Here is a 24,921-nt window from a genome sequence, read left to right on the forward strand (position 1 = left end):
ACAGCCGCCGAGCGCGAGGGGCAGCCGCTTGGCGACAGCCGCCGAGCGCGAGGGGCAGCCGCTGAGCGCGAGCGCCGATTGGCGACAGCCGCCGAGCGCGAGGGCAGCCGCTGAGCGCGAGGGGCCTCAAAAGTGAGGCAAAACCCCCCAATTGCCTGCAATTTGAGGCCGCTCACGGCCCGGAGCTGCAATTTGAGGCCGCTCGTCGGCCGAACCGGCAATTTGAGGCCGCTCACGCGCAATTTGAGGCCGCTCACGGCCCGGAGCTGCAATTTGAGGCCGCTCGTCGGCCGAACCTGCAATTTGAGGCCGCTCACGGCCCAATCGCCCGCAATTTGAGGCCGCTCACGGCCCAATCGCCGGCAATTTGAGGCCCCTCACGCGCCGAACCCGCAATTTGAGGCCGCTCGCCGCCCGCTCACAGCAGCGCGCTCGCGGCCACGGCCCTCAAGCCCGCCCGTGCCGCCGAGGCCGATCCCGCGCCCCGTATTACGGAGTGGGCGGAGGCGGCGGATTCCCGTCGACGCCGACGTTGCCGGGGCTTCCGGGGGCACCGCCGTCGGTGCCGGCGCCGGCGCCGCCAAGGGCGCCCCCATGCCCGCCGAACCCGGTACCCGTACCGTTGCCGCCGGTACCGCCGCCCCCGCCGGTACCGCCCTGGCCGCCGATGCCCCCGCTACCCGTGTGCGCCCCGCCGGCGCCGCCGGCGCCGCCAGCGCCGCCGTCGCCTCCGGTCGCGCCGGTCCCGATGCCGGTGGCACCCGCGTCGCCGCCCCAGCCGCCGAAGCCGCCGAAGCCGCCGAGGCCGCCGGTGTTGGCGTTGCTGGCCGCACCGCCGGCCCCGCCGGCGCCCGCGGCGCCGCCGGTACCGCCGTTGCCGCCGGTGCCGGGCGTGCCGAGGCCGGCGCCCGCGGCGCCGCCGGTACCGCCAAAGCCGCCGTCGCCACCGGTACCGCCGAGGCCGCCGTCGGCGCCGCTGGCCGTCGTTCCGGAACCGCCGACGCCGCCCTTCCCGCCGGCGCCGCCCGCGCCGCCGTTGCCGTTGGTGACCTGCCCGCTACCGCCCGCGCCGCCGTTACCGCCGTGCCCGCCGTTGCCGCCCCACGCGCCGGTGCCATCGAGGCCGTTGCCGCCGTTGCCGGCGTTGCCGCCGGCCCCGCCGTTGCCGCCGGAGCCACCCATAGCGCCGCTGCCGTTGCCCGCGTTACCGCCGCTTCCGCCATCGGCGCCCCAGCCACCGTCGCCGCCACGCAAGCTGGGCGCACCGCCTCCGGCGCCGTTGCCGCCGTTGGCGCCCGCGGTGCCGTTGCCGCCGTCACCGTTGAGGCCGCCGACACCGCCATCCCCGCCGTTGCCACCATTGCCGGCGTTGTCGGTGAGGGAGAGCCCAAACCCGCCGTCCTGACCGCTGCCGGCCAGCGCGTCGCTGCCGTTGCTCGCGGCGCCGGCGTTGCCGCCCTTGCCACCGTTGCCGCCGACCCCGCCGCTTCCGGCATTGCCGCCGTCGCCACCGTTGCCGCCGTTGATCCCGCCGCCGCCGCCGAAGGCGGCGGAGCTGTCGGCGCCCTGGCCACCCGCCCCGCCGTCGCCGTTGTGGCCCAGGCCATTACTGTCGCCGCCGGTACCCCCGTTGCCGCCGGCACCGCCGCCGCCGCCGTATGCGTTGGCTCCGAAGAGGTTGGTGCCGGCCTTGCCACCGGCACCGCCGGCGCCCGCATTGCCACCGTTGGCGTCGATGCCCACGCCGGCCCCGCCGGCCCCGCCATCGCCACCGGCGCCACCGAAGCCGGCATTACTCGAGGCCGTGACGTCGGTATTTCCGCCGACCAGGTTGCTGCCGCCGCTGCCGCCTGCGCCACCGGCTCCGCCGGAACCGGCCGTCGTGCCGGCACCGGTCGCCGCACCGCCAGCGCCACCGGCACCGCCTCGGCCGCCGGAACCGGCTCCGGTGCTCGCGCCGGCGCCGAGGCTTCCGGTGCTCACGTCGGCGCCGTCGCCGCCGACGCCACCCTTGCCGCCCGCACCGCCGCCGAGGTGCCCTGAGCCGCCGTCGCCGCCGGCACCGCCGTCACCGCCGCCGCCCGCGCCGGTGTACTGGCCGCCGCCGACGACGTGGCCGCCGTCGCCACCCCGGCCGCCGGCGCCTCCGCCGCCGCCGTTGCCACCGCCGACGAGGCCGTTGTCGTTGCCGCCCCCGCCGCCTGCGCCGCCGGTACCGCCTATGCCGCCCTCGCTGCCTGCGCCGACGCCGGCCACGGCTCCGCCGTCTCCGCCGGCACCGGCGGCGCCACCCGCACCGCCCTGGCCACCCGCGGCCCCGTTTCCGGTGGCCTGGCCGCCGTCACCACCCCGGCCGCCGTCACCGCCGTAGCCACCGACGGAGTACTGGGCGCCGTTGCCGCCGGTGCCGCCGGTGGCCCCGACGCCGCCGGCGCCACCCGCACCGCCGCCGAGCGCGCCCGCGCCGCCAGTACCACCGTCGCCGCCGGAGCCACCGTCGCCGCCGTAGGTGTATTGGACGCTGGCGCCGGCGGTGCCGGTGGTACCGCCCGCGCCGCCGCCGCCGCCCTTGCCGCCGACACCCGTGACGCTCTCGCCGCCAGTGCCGCCGCCACCGCCGTCGCCGCCGACGCCGCCATAGCTCACCAAACCCGCGGCGCCATTCCCTCCGGCACCACCGACGCCACCGGTGCCGGCGTTGCCGCCCGCGACGCCCGCACCGGTGCTCTTGCCGCCGTCACCGCCCAGGCCGCCGTCACCGCCGGCGCCGGCCTCGCTGAAGCCTCCGGGGGTGGTCCCGGCGTTGCCGCCGACGCCGCCCACGCCGCCGCCGCCACCGGTGCCGCCAGTGGATCCCTCGCCGCCGGTACCGCCGCCGCCGCCGGTACCGCCCTGGCCGCCGTCACTCTGCTCTGCGTTGATGCCGATGTTTCCGCCCGCGCCACCGGCGCCACCGGCGCCGCCGGTCCCGGCGTTGCCGCCCACGGCCCCCACCCCGGTGCCCTTGCCGCCGTCGCCGCCCACACCGCCGGCGCCGCCGTTTCCGCCCGCGCTGATGCTGGAGGGGGAGTTGGCGCCGTCGCCGCCGTTGCCGCCGGCACCGCCGACACCACCCTGACCACCGGCGCCGCCCGTAGTGACACCGTCGCCGCCCTTGCCGCCGGCGCCACCGGTGCCGGCGTATGTACCGGCCTGGCTGTTCTCGCCCGCGCCGCCGTCGCCGGAGGCGCCGCCGACACCGCCCTGCCCGCCGTGGCCGCCGACATTTCCTGTGCCGCCGTCGCCGCCGTTCCCGGCGTCACCGCCCCAGCCGCCGTAGCCGGCCATGGAGCCAAGCCCCTGGTCGGCGCCCTTGCCGCCCTCCCCGCCGGTACCGCCCGTGCCGCCCTGACCGCCCGTCGTAACACCCGCGCCGCCGTCGCCGGCGTCACCGCCGCGGCCACCCCAGCCGGCGTGCCCCTGAAGTAGGGTGCCGCCCTTGGCGCCGCCGCTTCCGGCCCCGCCCGTACCGCCGTCACCGCCGGTGCCGCCGACTCCGGTGAGGCCGACGCCGCCCTTGCCGCCCTGGCCGGCGTCACCACCGAAGCCGCCATTGCCTCCGGCGGAGCCGTCGGCACTGATCCCGGCGGCGCCGCCCATGGCACCGTTGCCGCCCTTACCACCCGTCCCGCCGCTGGGGCCATTGCCGCCGAGACCGCCGTCACCGCCGCGGCCGCCCAGGCCGCCGTCGCCCGCCACGTAGCCCGCGTCGGCGTTACCGCCGGCACCACCGACGCCGCCGGCCGCACCGGCGCCGCCCTTGCCGGCGATCCCGCCCGTACCGATCGTCCCGGCGTCACCGCCCCCGCCCCCGCCGCCACCTTTGCCGCCGAAGCCCCCGAAGCCGCCGTCCACCGCGGTACCGCTCGACCCGGAACCGCCCGCGCCGCCGACACCACCGACACCGCCCGCCCCACCGGCGCCCGCGATCCCGGTCGCGTCGGCCGCCTTGCCGCCGTTGCCGCCCTCGCCACCGCCGCCGCCGTAGCCGCCGTTCAGTCCACTGCCCGCCGCGGCGTCGGTACCGGCGCCACCCGTGCCACCGGTGCCGCCGGCGCCACCCCCACCCACTGCGCCGCCGCTGCCGACGCTGCCCTTCAAACCGCCATTGCCGCCGTTACCGCCGGTACCGCCGTCGGCCGCCTGCGACGCGCTGCTACCTCCGGTGCCGCCCTTACCGCCCGCACCGCCGTCGCCACCCGTGCCCGCCGCGCCGCCGGCACCACCCGCGTTGCCGCCCTGCCCGCCGTCGCCACCGGTGCCCGCATCACCGCCGGTCACCCCGGCCGCACCCGCACCACCGTTGCCGCCCACGCCGCCGGTGCCGCCGTGACCGCCGCTGCCCACCGACCCACCGAACAGCGAACTGTTGGCCCCACCGACACCGCCCGCACCGCCGCCGCCACCGGTTGCGCCCGTCAGCTGGGCCGCCGTCATGCCCCCATCGAGACCATTGGCACCCGCGCCACCCGTGCCGCCGATGCCGCCGCTACCGCCAGAACCGTTCAGCGAGAACAACTGGGCATTCGCCCCACCGGTACCGCCGGTGCCGCCCAGGGCGCCGGTACCGCCGGTGCCACCCATGCCGCCCACGCCGCCGTTACCGCCGCCGAACACGCCGTTGGCCCCGCCGGCCCCGCCGTGACCGCCCTGCGCGCCCGCACCACCGGAACCACCCGTGCCGCCCGAGCCGCCGGCGCCCCACAGGCCCGCCTGCCCGCCCGCGCCACCTGTACCGCCGGCCACGCCCGCGGTCGTCGAGTTGTAACCGGTGCCGCCGGTGCCACCGTTGCCGATCAGCCAGCCGCCGTTCTGGCCGGCACCCCCGGTCGCGCCGCCGCTCGTGCCCGCCGCCCCGTTGCCGCCGTTGACGAACAGCGAACGCCCCGTGATCGCCTTCACCGGCGACAGGATCCCGAACGGCTGCGCCAGATCGACCAGCGTCGTCAACAGGTCCGTGCTGGCCGCCGACTCCGCCGCCGCATACGCCGACCCACCGGAAGTCAACAACGCCGCGAACCGCGCATGAAACGCCGACGACTGCGCCTGCAACTCCTGAAACTCCGCCCCGAACCCACCGAACAACCGCGCGATGGCCCCCGACACCTCATCCGCCGCCGCCGGCACCACCCCCGTCGTCGACGGCAACGCGGTCGCAGCAGCCGTCCGCAGCGCCTCCCCGATCCCACTCAAATCCGACGACGCCGAAACCAGCGCTTCCGGAGCAGCAACCAGGAAAGACGACATCTTTAGGCTCCAATCACCGCAGCGTGACACGACCAAATTAAGGCCTGAGGCTCGGGACTGTACGCTCGCCGAATTGACTTGGGGGGCAAATTAGGCAAATAAGCGGCTGCGTGTCATTGACGACGGGATCGGCGGCGGCCCCTGCACCCCTTCACCCGACGAGGCGCGGAAAGTCCCATGTATTCAACATGAATCCGTCCACCATCGCGGCGCAATGCCTAGCGCTACAACCAAATGCGCGTGCCAGCGCCACCAGAAACCAAGATCACAGCAAACTCGTTGAATACAACATAAACAATTGCATACGTAATTCACACGTCAGGCGGAGTGCCGACCGGGGGGCCGCCGGCAGCCGCCGCAGGCAGGCCCCACCGGACTCATACGATCTGCAGCCGCGGCGGAACTTTCTGCGGATCACGCCAGAAGGCGTCGTTCAGGAAACGGCTGAACAGGTCCGGTGGCAGCAACGACTCGCGCACGTCGGCCTCGACCGTGGTCCGCACGGTGTGCAGTCCCGGCGTGCCGGCCCGCGCGTCGAACTCACTGACGTCGTAGTCGACATTGCCGAAATCGTGGTCGAACACCGGCTCGCCGATAAACGAGTAGATGGCCCGCATGGCCTTGGCCGGGTCGGTGCTCAGCGTTTCGTACTGGACCAGCAATAGGTGATCCCGTTGCGCGCCGTAGCAGGCTTGCTTCAACGCGTCGTAGGGTGCGCCGACCATGCCTTCGGGTGCTACCAGGCTCTTGGCGCGGGTGTAGACCGTGCCCCCAGCGCTGTAGTTGAAAATCGACGACGGACTAAAGACGTTGCGTTGAATCAACCGCTCGACACTGTCGACCACCCACTGCAGTTCACGAACGCACGCAATCACTTTCGCGTCCGGGAAGAGCCGCACGATGGCCGCCATCCACCCACACCAAGCGCGGCTGGTATCGAAGATCACCTCGGCGGTGCACTCGGCATAGAAGTTGTCGAACAACCCACGCAGGATTCGCTCGCGCTTCCTGTCGTCGATGAACACCGAGAACTCGTTCAGTCCACTCATTTCCCGCAGCAGGGCACCGAACAGGCCGGCCAGCGGGCCCGACATGCCCGCCTCGAACCGCGGGTTCTGCCGCAGCAACGCGGCCAGCAACGTCGAACCCGATCGCGGCAGACCCGAGATGAAGTGAATGCTTGACACAGGTCCCTCTCTTACTCTGCCGGTGATGTTGCCTGCGGGACCCGGCCGATCGATGTCCAGGAGGACGTGCGAGTTGAGGCGTCTGGATTTCGGACCGCAAGTGTATTGACGGGAAAAGACCCCGACCGATAGGGAGCATCGATGAAATGCCTCGACCCCGCATTACCGCCCTGACCGTACCCGTGGGGCGCAGCAGGCCCGAATCCCGCTGCGCCCCATGACGATTACTAGGGGTTGAACACGCTTGCGCCCGTGGTTCCACCCCCTCCAATCGCACCCGTCGGTCCGCCGACGTCACCGGGTCCGCCGTCACCGGCGGTGGCGTTGGTCAGTCCCAGTGACTGTCCTTCCCCACCGTTTCCGCCGACACCGCCGGTGCCGGGGTTCAACGGGTCGACGTAGGTGCCGCCGTTACCGCCGGTACCGCCGTTTCCGCCGTGAACGGTGATATTGGTGGAGTCGGTGCCGCCGGCGGGCACCAGCCTGCCCGCGACAGCGTCACCGCCAGCCCCGCCATGCGCAAGGCCGTTGTTGAGACCACCGTCACCGCCGTTACCGCCGAATGAGTGGCCGTTCACAATCGTGGTGCCTTGCGGGCTGCTGTCGGTATTGACGGCAGTCCATGCGTAACCGCCATCACCGCCGTCGCCGCCGCGACCCACACCGCCGTTGCCGCCGGTCGCGTCACCGCTGGCACTACCGAACAAGCCCGTGACCTGGGCCCCACCACCGTTACCGCCGGTAGCACCGCTGGCGCTGGCTGCTCCCCCGTCGCCACCGGTGGCGGTGCCACTAGCCACCCCGTCGGTCCCTCCGGTCAACACCCCTCCGTACGCGCCGTGACCACCATGGCCGCCGCCGGTGGCATTGCCGCCGTTGCCGCCGATTCCGGTGCCGGTCGAGTTGCCGCCGACGATAGCGCCGTAGCCGGCTTGGACGAAGCCGCTGCCATAGATGGGGTCAAAACCGTCACCGCCGACACTGCCGGCACCGGATGCGGTCCCGCCGAGGCCGCCCGTCGCGGTCCCGTTGGCGTACCCGCCCTGAGACGCCTGAATTAAGCCACCGCCGCCGGCGCCGCCGATACCGTGGTCAACGCCATACCCGCCGGCGCCACCCGTGGCGGTGCCTTCAGCGGTGCCATGATCGCCAGTGGTATGGATCAGGCCGTAACCCCCGAGACCTCCGGCGCCGCCAAGCTTGGCGTAGCCGCCGGCGCCGCCTTGGGCGGTCCCGCCAGCCGTACTGCCGACGCCGTTAGCGGAGATGGTCGCGTAGTTCCCGGCGCCGCCGATGCTGCCCGAGCCGTCGCCATACCCGCCGGCCCCGCCAATGGCATGACCGCTCGTGACGGAGCTGCCGACGCCGCTGGCGGAGATGGTGGCGTCGCTTCCGGCGCCGCCCATGCCGCCGTCGATGCCGGCACCGCCTGCGCCGGCGGTCGCGGTGCTGCCAGTGACCGAGCCACCGCTGTCTGCCGTGACGGCCGCGTTGCCGCCGCCCCCGCCGATAGCACCGTTGGTGCCGCCGGCACCGCCGAGCCCACCTTGGGCGGTGCTGGTCGAGACGACGCCTCCACCGGTGGCATCGACAAGGGCCTCACCGCCGGTGCCCCCCTGGCCGCCGGCCGCGCTGGCGGTGCCATTCCCGCCGGCTCCGCCGCCGCCGCCGTGCGCGGTGCTGCCAGTGATGGAGTTGACGGGGCCGTAGCCGTTCACATCAGCATTGCCGCCCGCGCCTCCCGCGCCGCCGTCGTGGCCCAGACCGTCGCCACCGGCACCACCCAGCCCGCCGTCGCCGCCGTGGGACGTGTTGTCGGTGCCAAACCACAGGTGCGAGTTGCCCCCGCCGCCGCCGGCGCCGCCGATCGCACCGTTTTGGCCGCCGGCCCCACCGAACCCGCCGTCGCCACCGAGGGCGCTGCCGCCCGAGACGTCGGTGGCCGACAACACGTAGCCATAGCCGCCGTTGCCGCCGCGGCCATTACCGATGCCGGCGCCGCTGTTGCCTCCCACGCCACCGATGGCTTTGCTGTTCTCAGTGGTCGTGCCGTACTCGCCGAAGACCCCGCCCCTGCCGCCGTCACCACCACGGCCGCCGTCGAAGCCCTTACCGCCGGCCCCGCCCTTGCCGTAACCGCCAGTGACGGTGCCGCCGCTGTAGGCGCCACCAGCGCCGGCGTCGACCAAGCCGGTGCCGCCCTTGCCGCCGACGCCGCCGCTGTAGGCACCACCCCCGGCGCCGCCGAGGGCCGTACCGCTGGCGCTGGCTGCGTGGGTGTATCCACTGGCGGCGACGACATACGCGTTGCCGCCGGCACCGCCGATGCTGCCGGCGCCGGTGCCCATAGCACCGGCACCGCCAGTAGCGGTACCGCTGGCGATGCCCGGATCACCGGCATTCCCGTAACCGCCCCACACGACGCCGCGGCCACCCGCACCACCCTGGCCGCCGTCGACACCGGCAGCCCCGGCACCGCCGGTGGCGGTGCCGGTCGCGGTACTACCCGTACCGCTGGCCTCCACCGACGCCGCTCCGCCAGCACCACCGATACCAGCGTTGATGCCGGCCCCGCCGTCGCCGCCCTTCGCGATACCGGCAGTGACGGATCCACCGCCATCGGACCGGACCGCCGCGTCGCCTCCGGCCCCGCCGATAGCGCCGTCGGCGCCGCCGGCACCGCCTTTGCCGCCGGTGGCGGTGCTGCCGCCGGCGACGGAACCTCCGCTGTCGGCGGTGATGCTGGCGGCGCCTCCGGCCCCGCCATGCCCGCCGGTCGCGGTGGCTGTGCCGGCGCCGCCGCTCCCGCCGTTTCCGCCGGTGGCCGTGCCGGTGGCATTACCGCCCTGGACAAAGGCGCCACCGCCGCCACCGCCGCCGCCACCGCCGTACCCGGGCCCGGTGGCGGTGGCGGCAGCGCCCGCCCCACCGGCCCCGGCGGCCCCTGCGGTCGCACCGGTACCGGAGCTGGTGCCCGCTCCGCCCTGTCCTCCGTCGCCGCCGGCACCGAAGCTTCCGCCGTTGCCGACGCTATGCGCCCCGCCGGCGCCGCCGGCGCCGCCGGTCCCGCCGTGGCCGCGGGCGCTGCCCTCGCCACCGGCCCCACCCGTGCCGCCGGTGCCACCGGTGCCACCGTGACCCGCCGCACCGGCGTTGCCAAACAGCACCGCCTGGTTGACACCGGCAGCCCCACCGGGCCCGGCGGCAATACCGCCCTGGCCGCCCTGGCCGCCGTCGGCACCGTCGCCGGTAGCGCCGGTGTAGTTGCCGCCTGCGCCGCCGGTGCCGCCCTGGCCACCGTCACCGCCTTGGCCGCCGGAACCACTGGTGCCGCCTAGGATCGCCTGGTTGGCCCCACCGTCACCGGCGGCGCCGCCAGCGCCACCCATGCCGCCCGTAGCACCCGCGGTGGGCGCGGTGGCGGAGTCGTTGCCCGCCACCCCGGTTGCACCGGCCCCACCGGTCCCGGCGGCCCCGCCGTCCCCGCCATGACCATTGAACGAGAACAGCTGCCTGTTGGCACCGCCGTCGCCGCCGCCGCCACCGATACCGCCGACTCCCGCAGGTCCGCCCCCGACTCCGCCGGCGCCGCCCATGCCGCCGTTACCGCCGCCGCCACCGCCGATAAACCCATTTGCCCCGCCGGTCCCGCCGCGACCCCCAGTCCCACCGAACCCGCCGGTCGCGGCGGTGCCCTGGCCGCCGGCCCCGCCGCTCCCGCCGTCGCCGCCGGCACCCCACAGACCTGCCTGCCCGCCGTTACCGCCCGCGCCGCCGGCCCCGCCGCTCGCACCGGCGGCACCGTTACCTCCATTACCGCCGTTGCCGACGATCCACCCGCCGTCTTGACCGGCCGTGCCACTCGCCCCGGGAGCAGCACCACTGGTCCCGTTGGCGCCGTTGGCGAACAGCGCGCGGCCCGTAATCGCCTGGACTGGCGAGAAAATCCCATAGGGCTGCGCGAGACCGACCAACTCTGTCAACGGGTCCTGAGCCGCGGCCGTCGGCAGCGCGGCCGCGTTGGCCGCCTCCGCGAGCCCATACGCAGTCCCACTCGAGGACAACAACTGCGCAAACCGGGCATGGAACTGCGCCGCTTGTGCGCTCAGCGACTGGAAATCCTGACCGTACGTGCCGAACAAGCGGGCGATCGCCTCCGACACCTCGTCGAGTGCGGACGGCAGGATCCCGGTTGTCGGTGCAGCTGCGGCCGCCGTAGCTTGCCTGATCGCGTTCTCGATCCCGGTCAGCTCAGCCGATGCTGCGGCCAAAGCCTCAGGTGCTGCGAGCAGGTTAGACGACATGTTGCACACTCCAATCCCCCGAATGGTGGCCAAACCACAAATGTCCCTAAAGACAGGCGGTCGGGACTTTACGCCTGCCAGATTTGGTTTGGGGCGGATTTGGCAACATTTCAATCGGCGTTTTCAGCCGGCGCGGTTCCCTTACCCCTGAAGAGCCGTATCAGCCAAGAAATCCCAGGTAGAAGGCCCTTGGTGGGGTAGTCTGCGGCACAGGTAGGCGGGCCGATGCCCGCGCATCTTGACGCGCGTATATATTTCCATAAATATGCATTTCAGTGTCCCCATAAAGATGCCTTTCCAGGGCATTGAGGAATCTATTCACCCAGAGTTAAGAACGCCATTTCGGCCTTTATTCCGAGTCGCCAGGCCGTGGCCGTATCGGCACGCGGTGCGCCACGCGAGCCGGTATCAGTCAGACGCCTGTGGAGGTCGCCGTTACTCGGGCGAAGTGCCCCTAGCCCAGGTCGGGGTGCGCCTGCAGGATGGCGGCCACGATAAGCGCCTGCAGGCTCGTATCCTCGTCGGCCGCCAACCGCTTGAGCGTTCGATGCACACCGCGGGGCAGGTCCAGCGTGGTCCGCACGCCGACGCCAGTCCCACGCCGCACCTTCGATGCCTCAGCAAGGCCCGACGGATCCTTCAGTGCCGAGTTGATGGCGGCACGAATCAGGTGCCCCATCGTGGTCTCGCCATCCAGAGCGCGCCGCTTGAGGGCAGTGCGCGTCTCCGGAAGCAGTTGCAGCGTGGTGCGCCTGGTCTCGTGCACCGCTGCCTCCGCCGTCGGAGTGGTCTCCCAGGCTTCGTCCCCAGGAATGATGCTCGCCGCTCGCGCCGCCGCGGCGGCGCTGAAAGGCCACAGAATCAGCGCGGTGTGCACCGCTTCGCCTGCTCCGGAAGCTTGTTGGTCATTCGTCCCGGCCCCCCTGCAACATGTTCCCGGGCCCCCTGTCGATCATCCGTGGCGGTATCAGTTGCCGCGGTGCACATAGTCTGCCAAACGCGGCGAGATGTCGCGTCCGTACTTGCGAATTTCACACGATCCTCCGGGGAAACGCCACTAATACGCAGAACTTAGGCGGCGAAGCCTGACGACTGCCGGTCGCCGGGCGCCGCGTCTGCTGCGCCCATCCTGAGCCAACGTCTCACCGGGCAACGCTTCGAAATGTGGCACGCGCCCCCTCGACCCAGGGCGGGCGGGACGCGGACCGAGGCGCAAACCGATCGCCGAGCCAGATCCGCTGCGTCACCGCGGGCGCGACCTGCGGCGCGCCATCGGCGTGAGATCCGTTGTGGGCCAGGCTAATCGATCTGCCCTGCGGCGACGGCCTCGGCCCGGGTCGCGCGGGCGCGACGGCCGCCGTGCGCGCAGGCGGGCGTCCGCCGACGTCCGGTTCGCGCACCAGCAGGTACTCGACGTACGGGTCGTCGTCGTAGTCCTCGCCGACGGGCTCCTCCACATCGTCCCGGTCGTCCTGGTAATCCCGCGCCGACGGCCGGACCAGGCACAGCGCGGCGACGATACCCAGCAGCGCGATGAACGCGGGCAACAGCACCGACTGGGACATGGCCGCCGCGAACGGCTCGCGCAGGAACTCGGGCAGCAGCAGTCCGGTTCGCTCGACCTGCCAAGGCATTTCGGCGCTGATCCGCGTCGTCATGAAGGCGGCCATGCCGGCGCTGCCGAGCACCGCGCCCAGCTGCCGCACGGCGTTGTACACCCCGGAGCTCGCGCCGGCCACCTCCGCGGGCAGGTTGCGGGTGGCGGTCGCGGTCAGCGGCGACCAGACGAACGCCATCCCGGTGCCGACGCCGAAGAACGGCAGCACCAGCCGCCAGATCGGCGTGCCAGGCGCCATGTCGAACGACAGCCACGTCAGCGAGATCGTCAACGCCGAAAAGCCGAAGCCCAGGACGGGCACCGGATGGTGTCGGTCGATGATTCGGCCGGCCAACGGCGCCAGCACCCCGTTGGCCACCGCCATCGGCGCGATCAGCAGCGCCGAACGCGTCGGCGACAGCCCGCACACCTCCTGCGCGTAGAAGGTCAGCGGCAGCATCATCGCCGTCGTCGCGAAGGCCACCAGGCCGACGCCGACGCTGCACACGCTGAATTCGCGGTCGGCGAAGATGTCCAGCGGGATCAGGGGCTCGCCGGTGTGCACGGACTGCCAGTAGACGAACGCCGCCATGAACCCCGCCCCGGCCACCAGCACCGCCCAGATCCACAGGCCCCAGTGCGCGCGCTGGCCCTGCTGCAGGCCGAAGACGATCAGGAACATGCCCACCCCGGACAACGCGACGCCGAGCAGGTCGAACTGGTGCGACTGCACCGGCAGCGCCGGGACCAGCCACAATGCCAGTGCGATCCCGACGATGCCGACCGGGATGTTGACGAAGAAGATCCACTCCCAGCCCAGCCCGTCGACCAGCAGGCCACCGGCCAACGGGCCCACGAGGCTGGCGACGCCCGCGGTGGCCCCCCACACGCTGACGGCCACGCCGCGCCCCGCGGGCGGGAAGATGCGGGTGATCGTGGACAGGGTCTGCGGGGTGAGCACCCCGGCCCCCACACCCTGCACCACCCGGGCCGCGATCAGCATGGCGACGCTGCCCGACAGCCCGCACCACATCGACGCGGCGGTGAAGACGACCAGGCCGATCAGGTAGACGTTCTTGGGGCCGAACCGGTCACCGAGCCGGCCGGCCACCAGCAGCACCACCGCGAATCCCAGCAGGTACGCGCTGGTCACCCAGACGACGTCGTCGTAGCCGGTATGCAGCGCGGCCATGATGGTCGGGTTCGCGATCGCGACGATGGTCGAGTCGACCATGATCATGAAGAACCCGATCATCATCGCCCATAGCGTGTTCCACGGGTTTTTCGTGCCGCGACGTCGAGCCGTGGTCAATGCGTCCACCGTCCATTTCGCTGTCGACGCCGAGCAGGGACCGCCCAGCGACATCGGCAGGCAAGAGGGGGTAGGTGCCCACGAATGCGGACCGACAACGGCCCGCGTCGCCCCCGACCCTATCTCGGTTCGACGGCTGACGCCGCGCGGGCACTCGGCCGGCCCGTCGCGCGTTAGCCTAGGGATTAACAAGGGAGCAGTCCGTCCCAGGAGAGGCAATATGAGCGCCCGACGCAGCAGGTCCAAGCCGGACGAGTTGCCGGCCACCACAGACGGCAAACCCAAGGCGTCTGCGCGGGCATTGGCGCAGGTCATCGAGCGCAGCTCGCGGGTGCAGGCCCCGGCGGCGCAGGCCTATGTGGCGCGGCTGCGGCGCGCGCACCCGGCCGCCGGCCCCGCCGAGATCGCCTACAAGCTGGAAAAGCGCTACCTGGCGGCGTTGACCGCCAGCGGCGCGGCGGTGGGTTCGGCGGCGACGTTCCCCGGGGTCGGCACGCTGGCGGCGCTGTCCGCCGGCGCCGGGGAGACGGTGTTCTTCCTGGAAGCCACCGCCCTGTATGTGTTGGCGACGGCCGACGTGTACGGCATCCCGCTGGATCACTACGAGCGCCGGCGCGCGCTGGTGCTGGCGGTGCTGGTCGGCGACGACAGCAAGCGCGCCATCGGCGAGCTCATCGGCCCCGGCCGCACCAACGGCGGTTGGCTGGCGGAGGGCATGGCCTCGCTGCCGATGTCGACGCTGTCGCGGCTGAACACGCGGATGCTCAAATACGCCGTCAAGCGATACACCGTGAAGCGCGGCGCGCTGCTGTTCGGCAAGATGCTGCCGGTCGGCGTCGGCGCCGCGATCGGCGGTGCCGGCAACCGCATTGTGGGCAGGAAGATCGTCAAGAATGCCCGCCAGGCGTTCGGTCTCCCGCCGGCGCGTTGGCCGGTGACCCTGCACCTGCTGCCGCCCGTCCACGAGGCCGGCTGGGCCGGCTAGCGCGCGGTTGCTCGGTCTCTCTCGCTAAACGTTGGCAAAGCGCTAGCCTTTATGGGGCGGCCCCCCTACCAGGCCGGTTTGATACCCCCTAGCGACACTGCACGACAAAAGAATTGAGGCGAGCAGCGGCCGTGAGCAACGTAAGTTCACCGTTCGGGCAGAACGAGTGGTTGGTCGAGGAGATGTACCGCAAGTTCCGCGACGACCCGTCCTCGGTCGACCCGAGTTGGCACGAGTTCCTCGTCGACTACAACCCGGACGCCGCAGCCGAACCGGCCCCGGCCGGTGACGGCCAACTGGCCCCGCCCACCGCGCCGAAGACCCAGCCCGCCCCCGCGCCGAAAGCCCCGGCTGAGCCCGCCAAGCCCGCCCCCGCGGCAAAGGCCGAACCCGCCGCGGCCCCGGCCGCCAAGCCGGCCGCCGGCAACGGCGCCGCCGAGCGCGCGAAATCCAGCGCCCCCGCACCCGCCGCAGACGACGAGGTCCAGGTGCTGCGCGGCGCCGCGGCGGCTGTGGTCAAGAACATGTCCGCGTCGCTGGACGTGCCGACGGCCACCAGCGTGCGGGCCATTCCGGCCAAGCTGATGATCGACAACCGCATCGTCATCAACAACCAGCTCAAGCGCACCCGCGGCGGCAAGATCTCCTTCACGCACCTGCTGGGCTACGCGCTGGTGCAGGCGGTCAAGAAGTTCCCGAACATGAACCGGCACTACGCCGAGGTCGACGGCAAGCCCACGGCGGTCACGCCGGCCCACACCAATCTCGGCCTGGCCATCGACCTGCAGGGCAAGGACGGCAAGCGTGCCCTGGTGGTGGCCGGCATCAAGGGCTGCGAGACGCTGCGGTTCGCGGAGTTCGTCTCCGCCTACGAGGACATCGTGCGCCGCGCCCGCGACGGCAAGCTGACCGCCGAAGACTTTGCCGGAGTGACGATTTCGCTGACCAACCCCGGCACCATCGGCACCGTGCACTCGGTGCCGCGGCTGATGGCCGGCCAGGGCGCGATCATCGGCGTCGGCGCCATGGAGTACCCGGCCGAGTTCCAGGGCGCCAGCGCCGAACGCATCGCGGAACTGGGTATCGGCAAGCTGATCACCCTCACCTCGACCTACGACCACCGCATCATCCAGGGCGCCGAATCCGGTGACTTCCTGCGCGCCATCCACGAGATGCTGCTCTCCGACAGCTTCTGGGACGAGATCTTCCGCGAGCTGTCCATTCCCTACCTACCGGTGCGCTGGAGCACGGACAACCCGGACTCGATCGTCGACAAGAACGCCCGCGTGATGGAGCTGATCGCGGCGTACCGCAACCGCGGGCATCTGATGGCCGACATCGACCCGCTGCGGTTGGACACCACCCGGTTCCGCAGCCACCCCGACCTCGAGGTGCTGACGCACGGCCTGACGCTGTGGGACCTCGACCGGGTGTTCAAGGTCAACGGCTTCGCCGGCGCGGAGTACAAGAAACTGCGCGACGTGCTGGGCCTGCTGCGCGACGCCTACTGCCGCCACATCGGTGTGGAGTACACCCACATCCTCGACCCCGAACAGCAGGAGTGGCTCGAGCAGCGGGTGGAGACCAAGCACGTCAAACCCACTGTGGCCCAACAGAAGTACATCTTGAGCAAGCTCAACGCCGCCGAGGCGTTCGAGACCTTCCTGCAGACCAAGTACGTCGGGCAGAAGCGGTTCTCGCTCGAGGGTGCCGAAAGCGTCATCCCGATGATGGACGCCGCCATCGACCAGTGCGCCGAGCACGGCCTCGACGAGGTCGTCATCGGCATGCCGCACCGCGGCCGGCTCAACGTGCTGGCCAACATCGTCGGCAAGCCGTACTCGCAGATCTTCACCGAGTTCGAGGGCAACCTGAACCCCGCGCAGGCGCACGGCTCCGGCGACGTCAAGTACCACCTGGGCGCCACCGGCGTGTACCTGCAGATGTTCGGCGACAACGACATTCAGGTGTCACTGACCGCCAACCCGTCGCACCTAGAGGCCGTCGACCCGGTGCTGGAGGGCCTGGTCCGGGCCAAGCAGGACCTGCTGGACCACGGCGCCGACGACAGCGCGGACGAGAAGGCCTTCTCGGTGGTACCGCTGATGCTGCACGGCGACGCCGCCTTCGCCGGCCAGGGCGTGGTCGCCGAGACGCTGAACCTGGCGCACCTGCCCGGCTACCGCGTCGGCGGCACCATCCACCTGATCGTCAACAACCAGATCGGCTTCACCACCGCGCCGGAATACTCCCGTTCCAGCGAGTACTGCACCGACGTCGCCAAGATGATCGGCGCGCCGATCTTCCACGTCAACGGCGACGACCCCGAGGCGTGCGACTGGGTGGCGCGGCTGGCCGTCGACTTCCGGCAGCGGTTCCGCAAAGACGTGATCATCGACATGCTGTGCTACCGCCGCCGCGGGCACAACGAGGGTGACGACCCGTCGATGACCAACCCCGGCATGTACGACGTCGTCGACACTAAGCGCGGCGCCCGCAAGGCCTACACCGAAGCCCTGATCGGCCGCGGCGACATCTCGATCAAGGAGGCCGAGGACGCCCTGCGCGACTACCAGGGCCAGCTGGAGCGGGTGTTCAACGAGGTCCGCGAGCTGGAGAAGCACGGCGCGCAGCCCAGCCTGTCGGTGGAGTCCGACCAGATGATCCCGGCGGGGCTGGACACCTCGGTCGACAAGTCGCTGCTGGCCCGCATCGGGGATGCCTTCCTGGCCCTGCCCGACGGGTTCACCGCGCACCCGCGGGTGCAGCCGGTGCTGGAAAAGCGCCGGGAGATGGCCTACGAGGGCAAGATCGACTGGGCGTTCGGCGAGCTGCTGGCCCTGGGCTCGCTGGTGTCCGAGGGCAAGCTGGTGCGCTTCTCCGGACAGGACAGCAAGCGCGGCACCTTCTCGCAGCGGCATTCGGTGATCATCGACCGGCACACCGGTGCGGAGTTCACGCCGCTGCAGCTGCTGGCCACCAACAAGGACGGCACCCCCACCGGGGGCAAGTTCCTGGTGTACGACTCGCCGCTGTCGGAGTACGCCGCGGTGGGCTTCGAGTACGGCTACACCGTGGGCAACCCGGAGGCCGTGGTGCTGTGGGAGGCGCAGTTCGGCGACTTCGTCAACGGCGCGCAGTCGATCATCGACGAGTTCATCAGCTCCGGCGAGGCCAAGTGGGGCCAGCTGTCCACCGTCGTGCTGCTGCTGCCGCACGGCCACGAGGGCCAGGGACCGGACCACACCTCCGGCCGCATCGAACGCTTCCTGCAGCTGTGGGCCGAGGGTTCGATGACGATCGCGGTGCCGTCGACCCCGGCCAACTACTTCCACCTGCTGCGACGGCACGCGCTGGACGGCGTGCGCCGCCCGCTGATCGTGTTTACGCCGAAGTCCATGCTGCGCAATAAGGCCGCGGTCAGCGACATTAAGGACTTCACCGAGACGAAGTTCCGCTCGGTGCTGGAGGAGCCCACCTACGAGGAGGGCGACGGCGACCGCAGCAAGGTCAGCCGGATCCTGCTGACCAGCGGAAAGATCTACTACGAGCTGGCCGCCCGCAAGGCCAAGGACGGCCGCGACGACATCGCGATCGTGCGCATCGAGCAGCTGGCCCCGCTGCCGCGGCGGCGACTCGGCGACACGCTGGACCGCTACGAGAACGCCAAGCAGTTCTTCTGGGTCCAGGAGGAGCCGGCCAACCAGGGCGCCTGGCCGCGGTTCGGCCTAGAGCTGCCCGAACTGCTGCCCGACAAGCTCAGCGGCATCAAGCGCATCTCGCGTCGGGCGATGTCGGCGCCGTCGTCGGGTTCGTCGAAGGTGCACGCCGTCGAGCAGCAGGAGATCCTGGACACCGCGTTCGCCTAGCTTGGCGAGCAGGTCCCCCGCAAGCGGGAGGTGCCCCCAGCAATAGCCCCTGCGGAAACGAGGGGCTATTGCGTCTTCTCGCGCGGGATCGGCACCCGCCAGTAGGGGGGACCGCCGGTAACAGCTAACCTCGACGGAGCAGAAACGAGGAGGGTGCTCATGCAGGGGTTCGCCGGAAAAGTCGCCGTGATCACCGGCGCGGGCTCGGGTATCGGGCAGGCGCTGGCCATCGAACTGGGCCGGTCGGGCGCCAAGGTCGCCATCAGCGACGTCAACACCGAGGGGCTGGCGGAGACCGAGGCGCGGCTGAAGGCGATCGGCGCGTCGGTCAAGTCCGACCGGCTCGACGTCACCGAGCGTGAGGCCTTCCTGCTCTACGCCGACGCCGTCAAAGAGCACTTCGGCAAGGTGAACCAGATCTACAACAACGCTGGCATCGCCCACACCGGCGACATCGAGGTCAGCTCGTTCAAGGAGATCGAACGAGTGATGGACGTCGATTTCTGGGGCGTGGTGAACGGCACCAAGGCGTTCCTTCCGCACCTGATCGCCTCCGGTGACGGCCATGTGGTCAACGTGTCCAGTGTCTTCGGGCTGTTCGCGGTGCCTGGGCAGGCGTCCTACAACGCCGCCAAGTTCGCCGTCCGCGGCTTCACCGAGGCGCTGCGCCAGGAGATGGTCGCCGCCGGCCATCCCGTCGGCGTGACCACGGTGCACCCCGGCGGCATCAAGACCGCGATCGCCCGCAACGCCACCGCCGTCGAGGGGCTCGACCCCGAGCAGCTGGCCAAGCTGTTCGACAAGCGGCTCGCCCGCACCAGCCCTGAGGCCGCCGCGCGCATCATCCTGGACGCGGTGCGCAAGAACCGGGCCCGCGTGCTCGTCGGCGCCGACGCCAAGATCCTCGACATCCTGGTCCGGCTGACCGGCTCCGGGTATCAGCGGCTGTTCGGCCCCGTCCTGAGCCGGATGTTGCCCACGCTGGGGCACTAGGCGTCCGGCGCCTCTAGGCGTGGCGCCAAATGTGGACTTTTCGCACGCATTTGGTTGCGTGACATGTATCAAGTCCGCATTCGGCGGCTATTTGAACGCCCTCTGGCCGTCGCGACGTGCCGACCCGATGCCTACGATCCCGCCGGCGGTACTTGCGGCGCCGGCAGTGCCGGCGGCATCGGCACGGCGGGATACGCCGGTGGTGGCGGCGGCGGGGCAGGCAGGTCTGGGTCGTTCAAAGATACTGGCTTGGATAAGGATTGGGTAACACGCTCCGTGGAATCACCAAAAACGTTGGCGCCCAAAATGCCCGCGCCGATGACGCCGAGTGACAAGAACACCATCGTGGTGTCGCAAAGAAAATGGCTGTTCAATGGCTGGCCTTCCTAATTCGGTTGTTGCGCGTCCCTTTCGGTCAGCCCGACCAGACCACGCTAACGGCGATCCGCGACCTCAAGGACCAGCCCACCGGGCCAGCGAACACCGCAATGCCGAAAAGATTTGTCGGTCAATTTGCGAATTGCGTTGTAGCACAGATTATTTTGTAGCCGCATCAATCGACAGCGGGACCCGAAGGCGCTGGGCGGCCAATATCGAAACACGCCCATAATCAGCAACTTGTTCGGCTATCAGAATGCCCCTGGCCCCTGGCCGAGCCTGCGCTCACGGCGCCCCAAACTCGCCGAGCGTGACCTCAGCCGCATGCTCGACGCCGCCACCGCGTCAGTCCGCCACCGCGAGCCCCGCCCCTCGCTGAGCGTGAAGCCAGCGCGAAACCGGGCGCCCGCATGAACCCGACGCCCAAAACTCGCCCTCAGAGCACATTCGGCCCAGCAGCAGTTAGCTTCGCCCCAGAGGGTGTTCGCTCAACCACGCGTCGGCCACGGCCTGCGGGTCGGCGCCCGCCAAGACCTGCCGGCGCATGTCGGCCAACGCCGCGGTGTCCAGCACACCGGCCACCTCGTTGAGCGCCAGCAACTGCCGCGTCGATAAAGCGTTGCGCCGATACAGTGGCACCACGTTCTCGGCCTGGATCAGCGGCGGCTTGACATCGGACAGCACCACCAAATCGCCCGGAATCCCCGCCGCGGCCGTCGTCGTCCAGGCCGCCGCAACCTCCCCCACCCGCAGAGCGGCGAATAGCGCCGCGCTGTCGACAAACGAGCGCGGCGCCGGCATGCGGCACGAACCGACGAAAGGCGGAGCAGAAGCGCCCGCCACCGCCCCGACCACCAGCCCGTCGCAACGCAACGCGGAAAGGTCGCGGCCACCCCACGCCGCGACGGTTGCCGGAGTCACCACCAGCGCGGGCTTGTCATCGGCGGAAATGGTGTAGTCACCGGCGACGATTCCCTCCGGCAGCATCGAGACCATCACCCGGTAGACCTGGCTGTCGGTCGTCACCGCGACGCCGGGCTTCAGCCGCCGCAGCACCTGGCCGGTGAACGACGGCAGCACGGTGAACCGGCCGGAGTCCAGCTCAGCCATCGGATCGGCGGCGGCTTCGCTGTGTGCCGGGAAGCCGTATCCCCGCAACGCCGAGACGTAGATGTCCGCCAGCAGCGGCGGGCCCGAATACCCGACCACCACGTCCGGCGCGGCACGCCCGCCGGACCCACAACCGGCCAACACCAGAGCGGCGGCCAGCAAGAGCCTGCCGAGTTTCACGCGCCTCAGGACAAGGCCGCGCGGACCACCGCGTCCACGACCGCTTCCCCGACACGCAGATCCAGCGGGCTCGGCACGATGCGGTCGGGCGCCAGGTCGTCGCTGACGATGGAGAAGATCGCCTCGGCCGCGGCCACCATCATCGGTTGGGTGATCCGTCGGGCTCCGGCGTCCAGCGCGCCGCGGAACAGCCCGGGGAACGCCAGCACGTTGTTGATCTGGTTCGGGAAGTCGCTGCGGCCGGTGGCCACCACGGCGGCGTGCTTGGCGGCCACCTCGGGGTGGATCTCGGGGTCCGGGTTGGACAGCGCGAAGACGATCCCGTCGGGCGCCATCGTGGCGATCAGCTCTTCGGGGACGACGCCGCCGGACACGCCGAGGAACACGTCGGCGCCGTCGAGGGCCTCGATGAGTCCGCCGCTGCGACCGGCGGGGTTGGTGCGCCGCGCCAGGTCGACCTTGACGCTGTTCATGCCGTCGCGGCCGGTGCGCACGATGCCCCGCGAGTCCAGCACCGTGATGTCCGAAACCCCGCTGGCCAGAAGAAGATTCGTGCAAGCGACGCCGGCGGCCCCGGCTCCGGAGACCACCACCCGCAGCGTCGACATGTCCCGGCCCAGCACCTTACTGGCGCCCATCAGCGCGGCCAGCACGACGATCGCGGTGCCGTGCTGGTCGTCGTGCATGACCGGGCAGTCCAGCGCCTCGATGACGCGTCGCTCGATCTCGAAGCAGCGCGGCGCGGAGATGTCCTCGAGGTTGACGGCACCGAACGTCGGCCGCAGCCGCACCAGGGTCTCGACGATCTCGTCGGGATCCTTGGTGTCCAGCACGATCGGGATCGCGTCCAGCCCGCCGTATTCCTTGAACAGCGCGCACTTGCCTTCCATCACCGGCAGCGACGCCGCCGGCCCGATGTCACCGAGACCGAGCACCGCGCTGCCGTCGCTGACCACCGCCACCAGCCGGTTCGCCCAGGTGTAGCGGGCGGCCAGGGTGTGGTCGGCGGCGATCGCGCGGCTGACCTGGGCGACGCCGGGCGTGTACGCGATGGACAGGGCGCGCTGGCTGTCCACCGGCGCCGTCAGTCCTACCGAAAGCTTGCCGCCTACGTGGGCCTCAAAGATCTCTTCGTCGGTGATGACGACCTGCGGGCTCTCCAACGTTTCCGACACGGCCCCCAGGGTACTAAGCCGACCTCCCAATCCGGGAATCGCTACCGCGGCGGCCACGATATCCGCACGTCAATCGACCCGGCACAGGTGGTTGAGTCGCGACGAATTGCTGCACAGGCTCGGCCGCGCCCAAGCCGACCCGGCCCTGCGTCAGGAGCTCGCCGAGCTCGCGGGTGACACCACCGACGACCTATGACTTCCGCCGGTGTGCTCGATACGTCCGTATTCATCGCGCGCGAGAGCGGTCGCCGGCTTGCCGCGTCGCCGGTGCCTGACGAAGTCGCGACGACCGTAGTGACGGTGGCCGAACTCAACCTCGGCGTGCTCGCAGCCGCGACGGCGGACGTTCGCGCTAAGCGACTGGCGACACTGGACGCGATCGCCGACCTTGTCGCTCTACCGGTCGACGACGAGGCAGCCCGGATGTGGGCGCGACTTCGGATCCACCTGGCGGAGACCGGTCGTCGGGTCCGGGTGAGCGATCTGTGGATCGCGGCAATTGCCGCTTCACGACGGTTGCCGGTGGTCACCCAGGACGACGACTTCGATCCGCTGGACGGAGTCGCCGGCCTGACGATCATCCGGGTCTAGAGACGACGCCCGCGAAGTGGTCAGACGGTGTCGACGTGAGTGATACCGGCGGCGCGATAGCGTGCGATCTGGCCCGCGATCTCGGCGGGAGCCAGGACGTGATCCTTGACGAAGTAGACGTAGTCGACATGCACGCGGTATGCGCGTGGCGCGGCACTGTCCAGCAGGCCGCCCGCAATGAACCACTGGCTGATGTTGATCGACATCAGGCTTTCGGGATAGTAGGGCTCGCCGTGATCGGCAAAGAGCCGTCCGTCGACGTAGTACCTGATTCGGCTATCGGCGACCTGGATCGCGAGGTCGTGCCAGCCGCCGTAACTTGCCCGGACCGCGGTTTGGGCGTTGACGGCCCGCCAGGGGTCGGTGCCGTAGGTCTCCCATGATGTGGCGTAGAGGGCGCTGACCGGCTCGTTCCACCCGCCATTGGGCAGGTATTCAAAGTCGAGTTCGCTGTAGTCGGGATCCATGTCGTGGGCCAACGGACTGATCGTGAAGAACGCCTGCACCAGCCGGTCCCCGTCGGGACCGGACACCGGAGCATCGCTGAACCGGATTCGTGCCGCATAGGTCCCCTCGCGGAATTTGCGCCGCTGATACACCTCGGCGTGGACGGTGCCCGCCGCGGTGCCGTCGGTAACCGATTCCAGCCGAAGCACCGGGTTCCCGTTCATCGTCGGGAAGCTGACGGCGCCCGTCGACCAACGAGCGCCGGGGATACCCGGGCCGCCGATGCCCGAACGCACCGTCCAGCCGCGCTCGCCCAGCCGGGAACCTCCCGAGCCGGTGTAGGCGAAGTCGTCGAAAAACAATCCGGCCGCCGCGCCGGGTAGGGAACTCACAGTCGGCGCTGAGCGTGCACGCTCGCCAGACGGCCCCGGCTAGATCAGCCCCAGCTCGGTAACGGCCTTGCGCTCGTCGGCCAGCTCCGCGGTGGAGGCGTCGATCTTGGCGCGGGAGAACTCGTCGATCTCCAGCCCCTGCACGATCGACCAGTTGCCGTCCTTGGTGGTCACCGGGAACGACGAGATAAGCCCCTCCGGCACGCTGTAGGACCCGTCGGAGACGACGGCCATCGACACCCAGTCGCCGTCGGGCGTGCCCAGCAGCCACGACCGCGCCGCGTCGACGGTCGCCGACGCGGCCGACGCCGCCGACGACGCACCGCGCGCGTCGATGATCGCCGCGCCGCGCTTGGCGACGGTGGGAATGAAGTAGTCCGCGATCCAGGCCTGGTCGTTGACCACCTCGGCAGCGTTCTTTCCGCCCACCTCGGCGTGGAAGATGTCCGGGTACTGCGTGGCGGAGTGGTTGCCCCAGATCGTCATCTTCTTGATATCGGTGACCTTGGCGCCGGTCTTGGCGGCCAGCTGGCTGATCGCCCGGTTGTGGTCCAGCCGGGTCAGCGCGGAGAACCGCTCCTTCGGGATGTCAGGCGCGTTGGTCATCGCGATCAGCGCGTTGGTGTTGGCCGGGTTGCCGGTCACGCCGATGCGGACGTCGTCGGCGGCGACGGAGTTCAGCGCCTTGCCCTGGGCGGTGAAGATCGCGCCGTTGGCCTCCAGCAGGTCGCCGCGCTCCATGCCGGGGCCGCGCGGCCGCGCGCCGACGAGCAGCGCCAGGTTGACCCCGTCGAAAATCTTGTTGGCGTCCGCGCCGATCTCCACGCCGGCCAGCAGCGGGAACGCGCAGTCGTCGAGCTCCATGACGACGCCCTCGAGCGCCTTGAGCGCGGGCTCGATCTCGAGCAGGCGCAGCTCGATCGGGCGCTCGGGGCCCAGCAGTGAGCCGCTGGCCAGGCGGAACAACAGGCTGTAGCCGATCTGGCCGGCAGCGCCGGTGACGGCGACCTTCAGAGGACTTGCGCTCACGTCGGGATGCTCCTTCGTTGGACAGTTCTGCTCGGGTCGAAACTAGCGCACCGCGGGCGGCCGGCTTTTCACAGGCCGCATTACGC

General features: G+C 70.9%; 13 protein-coding genes. 4 read left to right on the plus strand and 9 right to left on the minus strand.

Going from position 1 to position 24,921, the window contains the following annotated elements; all coding sequences use genetic code 11:
- Window positions 1-489: 489 nt before the first annotated feature.
- The 5 genes from AC5Y5V_RS12580 to AC5Y5V_RS12600 form a co-directional block, all read right to left on the minus strand.
- A complete protein-coding gene (locus AC5Y5V_RS12580; protein ID WP_499935137.1) occupies window positions 490-5,286 on the minus strand; it encodes a PE family protein in 4,797 nt (1,598 codons plus the stop codon).
- 377 nt (window positions 5,287-5,663) lie between these two features.
- Entirely contained in the window at window positions 5,664-6,473 is an 810-nt protein-coding gene (locus tag AC5Y5V_RS12585; protein WP_499935141.1) for a sulfotransferase family protein, read from the minus strand.
- Window positions 6,474-6,700: 227 nt separating this feature from the next.
- Entirely contained in the window at window positions 6,701-10,777 is a 4,077-nt protein-coding gene (locus AC5Y5V_RS12590) for a PE family protein (protein ID WP_499935145.1), read from the minus strand.
- 454 nt (window positions 10,778-11,231) lie between these two features.
- Complete coding sequence (locus AC5Y5V_RS12595) at window positions 11,232-11,654, minus strand: hypothetical protein (RefSeq protein ID WP_499935148.1); 423 nt, start codon at window positions 11,652-11,654, stop codon at window positions 11,232-11,234.
- A 265-nt stretch (window positions 11,655-11,919) separates the two neighbouring features.
- Window positions 11,920-13,632 carry an MFS transporter gene (locus AC5Y5V_RS12600; protein ID WP_499935349.1) on the minus strand — a complete coding sequence of 571 codons (1,713 nt, stop codon included), beginning with the start codon at window positions 13,630-13,632 and terminating at the stop codon, window positions 11,920-11,922.
- A gap of 274 nt (window positions 13,633-13,906) precedes the next feature.
- On the opposite strand from AC5Y5V_RS12600, the gene AC5Y5V_RS12605 reads away from it, so the two are divergent.
- From AC5Y5V_RS12605 to AC5Y5V_RS12615, 3 genes are all read left to right on the plus strand, one after another.
- The gene (locus tag AC5Y5V_RS12605) at window positions 13,907-14,671 is read left to right on the plus strand and encodes a hypothetical protein (RefSeq protein WP_499935150.1); all 765 of its coding nucleotides are present in this window, start codon (window positions 13,907-13,909) and stop codon (window positions 14,669-14,671) included.
- Between the two features lie 131 nt (window positions 14,672-14,802).
- Complete coding sequence (locus AC5Y5V_RS12610; RefSeq protein ID WP_499935152.1) at window positions 14,803-18,540, plus strand: multifunctional oxoglutarate decarboxylase/oxoglutarate dehydrogenase thiamine pyrophosphate-binding subunit/dihydrolipoyllysine-residue succinyltransferase subunit; 3,738 nt, start codon at window positions 14,803-14,805, stop codon at window positions 18,538-18,540.
- A 159-nt stretch (window positions 18,541-18,699) separates the two neighbouring features.
- Window positions 18,700-19,533: an SDR family NAD(P)-dependent oxidoreductase gene (locus tag AC5Y5V_RS12615; protein ID WP_499935155.1), complete on the plus strand. Its 834-nt coding sequence runs from the start codon at window positions 18,700-18,702 to the stop codon at window positions 19,531-19,533.
- A gap of 840 nt (window positions 19,534-20,373) precedes the next feature.
- Here the strand turns inward: AC5Y5V_RS12615 and AC5Y5V_RS12620 are convergent.
- Together AC5Y5V_RS12620 and AC5Y5V_RS12625 are read right to left on the minus strand one after the other, a co-directional pair.
- Window positions 20,374-21,201 (minus strand): glycine betaine ABC transporter substrate-binding protein, encoded by an 828-nt coding sequence (locus AC5Y5V_RS12620; protein ID WP_499935159.1) that lies wholly within the window; start codon window positions 21,199-21,201, stop codon window positions 20,374-20,376.
- Between the two features lie 5 nt (window positions 21,202-21,206).
- Window positions 21,207-22,376, minus strand: coding sequence for an NAD(P)-dependent malic enzyme (locus tag AC5Y5V_RS12625; protein WP_499935162.1), 1,170 nt, complete (start codon window positions 22,374-22,376; stop codon window positions 21,207-21,209).
- 192 nt (window positions 22,377-22,568) lie between these two features.
- Between AC5Y5V_RS12625 and AC5Y5V_RS12630 the strand changes: the two genes are divergently transcribed.
- Window positions 22,569-22,967 (plus strand): type II toxin-antitoxin system VapC family toxin, encoded by a 399-nt coding sequence (locus tag AC5Y5V_RS12630; protein ID WP_499935166.1) that lies wholly within the window; start codon window positions 22,569-22,571, stop codon window positions 22,965-22,967.
- Window positions 22,968-22,987: 20 nt separating this feature from the next.
- Here the strand turns inward: AC5Y5V_RS12630 and AC5Y5V_RS12635 are convergent, their stop codons facing one another.
- Entirely contained in the window at window positions 22,988-23,806 is an 819-nt protein-coding gene (locus AC5Y5V_RS12635) for a glycoside hydrolase family 16 protein (protein ID WP_499935169.1), read from the minus strand.
- Window positions 23,807-23,845: 39 nt separating this feature from the next.
- Window positions 23,846-24,835 carry a malate dehydrogenase gene (locus AC5Y5V_RS12640; RefSeq protein WP_499935173.1) on the minus strand — a complete coding sequence of 330 codons (990 nt, stop codon included), beginning with the start codon at window positions 24,833-24,835 and terminating at the stop codon, window positions 23,846-23,848.
- Window positions 24,836-24,921: the final 86 nt, after the last annotated feature.

Source organism: Mycobacterium sp. NGS68, assembly GCF_059812195.1.

Bases quoted from the DNA above. Each gene is read 5' to 3' on its own strand.
- AC5Y5V_RS12580 (WP_499935137.1), bottom strand. From the start codon at position 5,286: ATGTCGTCTTTCCTGGTTGCTGCTCCGGAAGCGCTGGTTTCGGCGTCG.
- AC5Y5V_RS12590 (WP_499935145.1), bottom strand. From the start codon at position 10,777: ATGTCGTCTAACCTGCTCGCAGCACCTGAGGCTTTGGCCGCAGCATCG.
- AC5Y5V_RS12600 (WP_499935349.1), bottom strand. From the start codon at position 13,632: ATGATGATCGGGTTCTTCATGATCATGGTCGACTCGACCATCGTCGCG.
- AC5Y5V_RS12605 (WP_499935150.1), top strand. From the start codon at position 13,907: ATGAGCGCCCGACGCAGCAGGTCCAAGCCGGACGAGTTGCCGGCCACC.
- AC5Y5V_RS12615 (WP_499935155.1), top strand. From the start codon at position 18,700: ATGCAGGGGTTCGCCGGAAAAGTCGCCGTGATCACCGGCGCGGGCTCG.
- AC5Y5V_RS12630 (WP_499935166.1), top strand. From the start codon at position 22,569: ATGACTTCCGCCGGTGTGCTCGATACGTCCGTATTCATCGCGCGCGAG.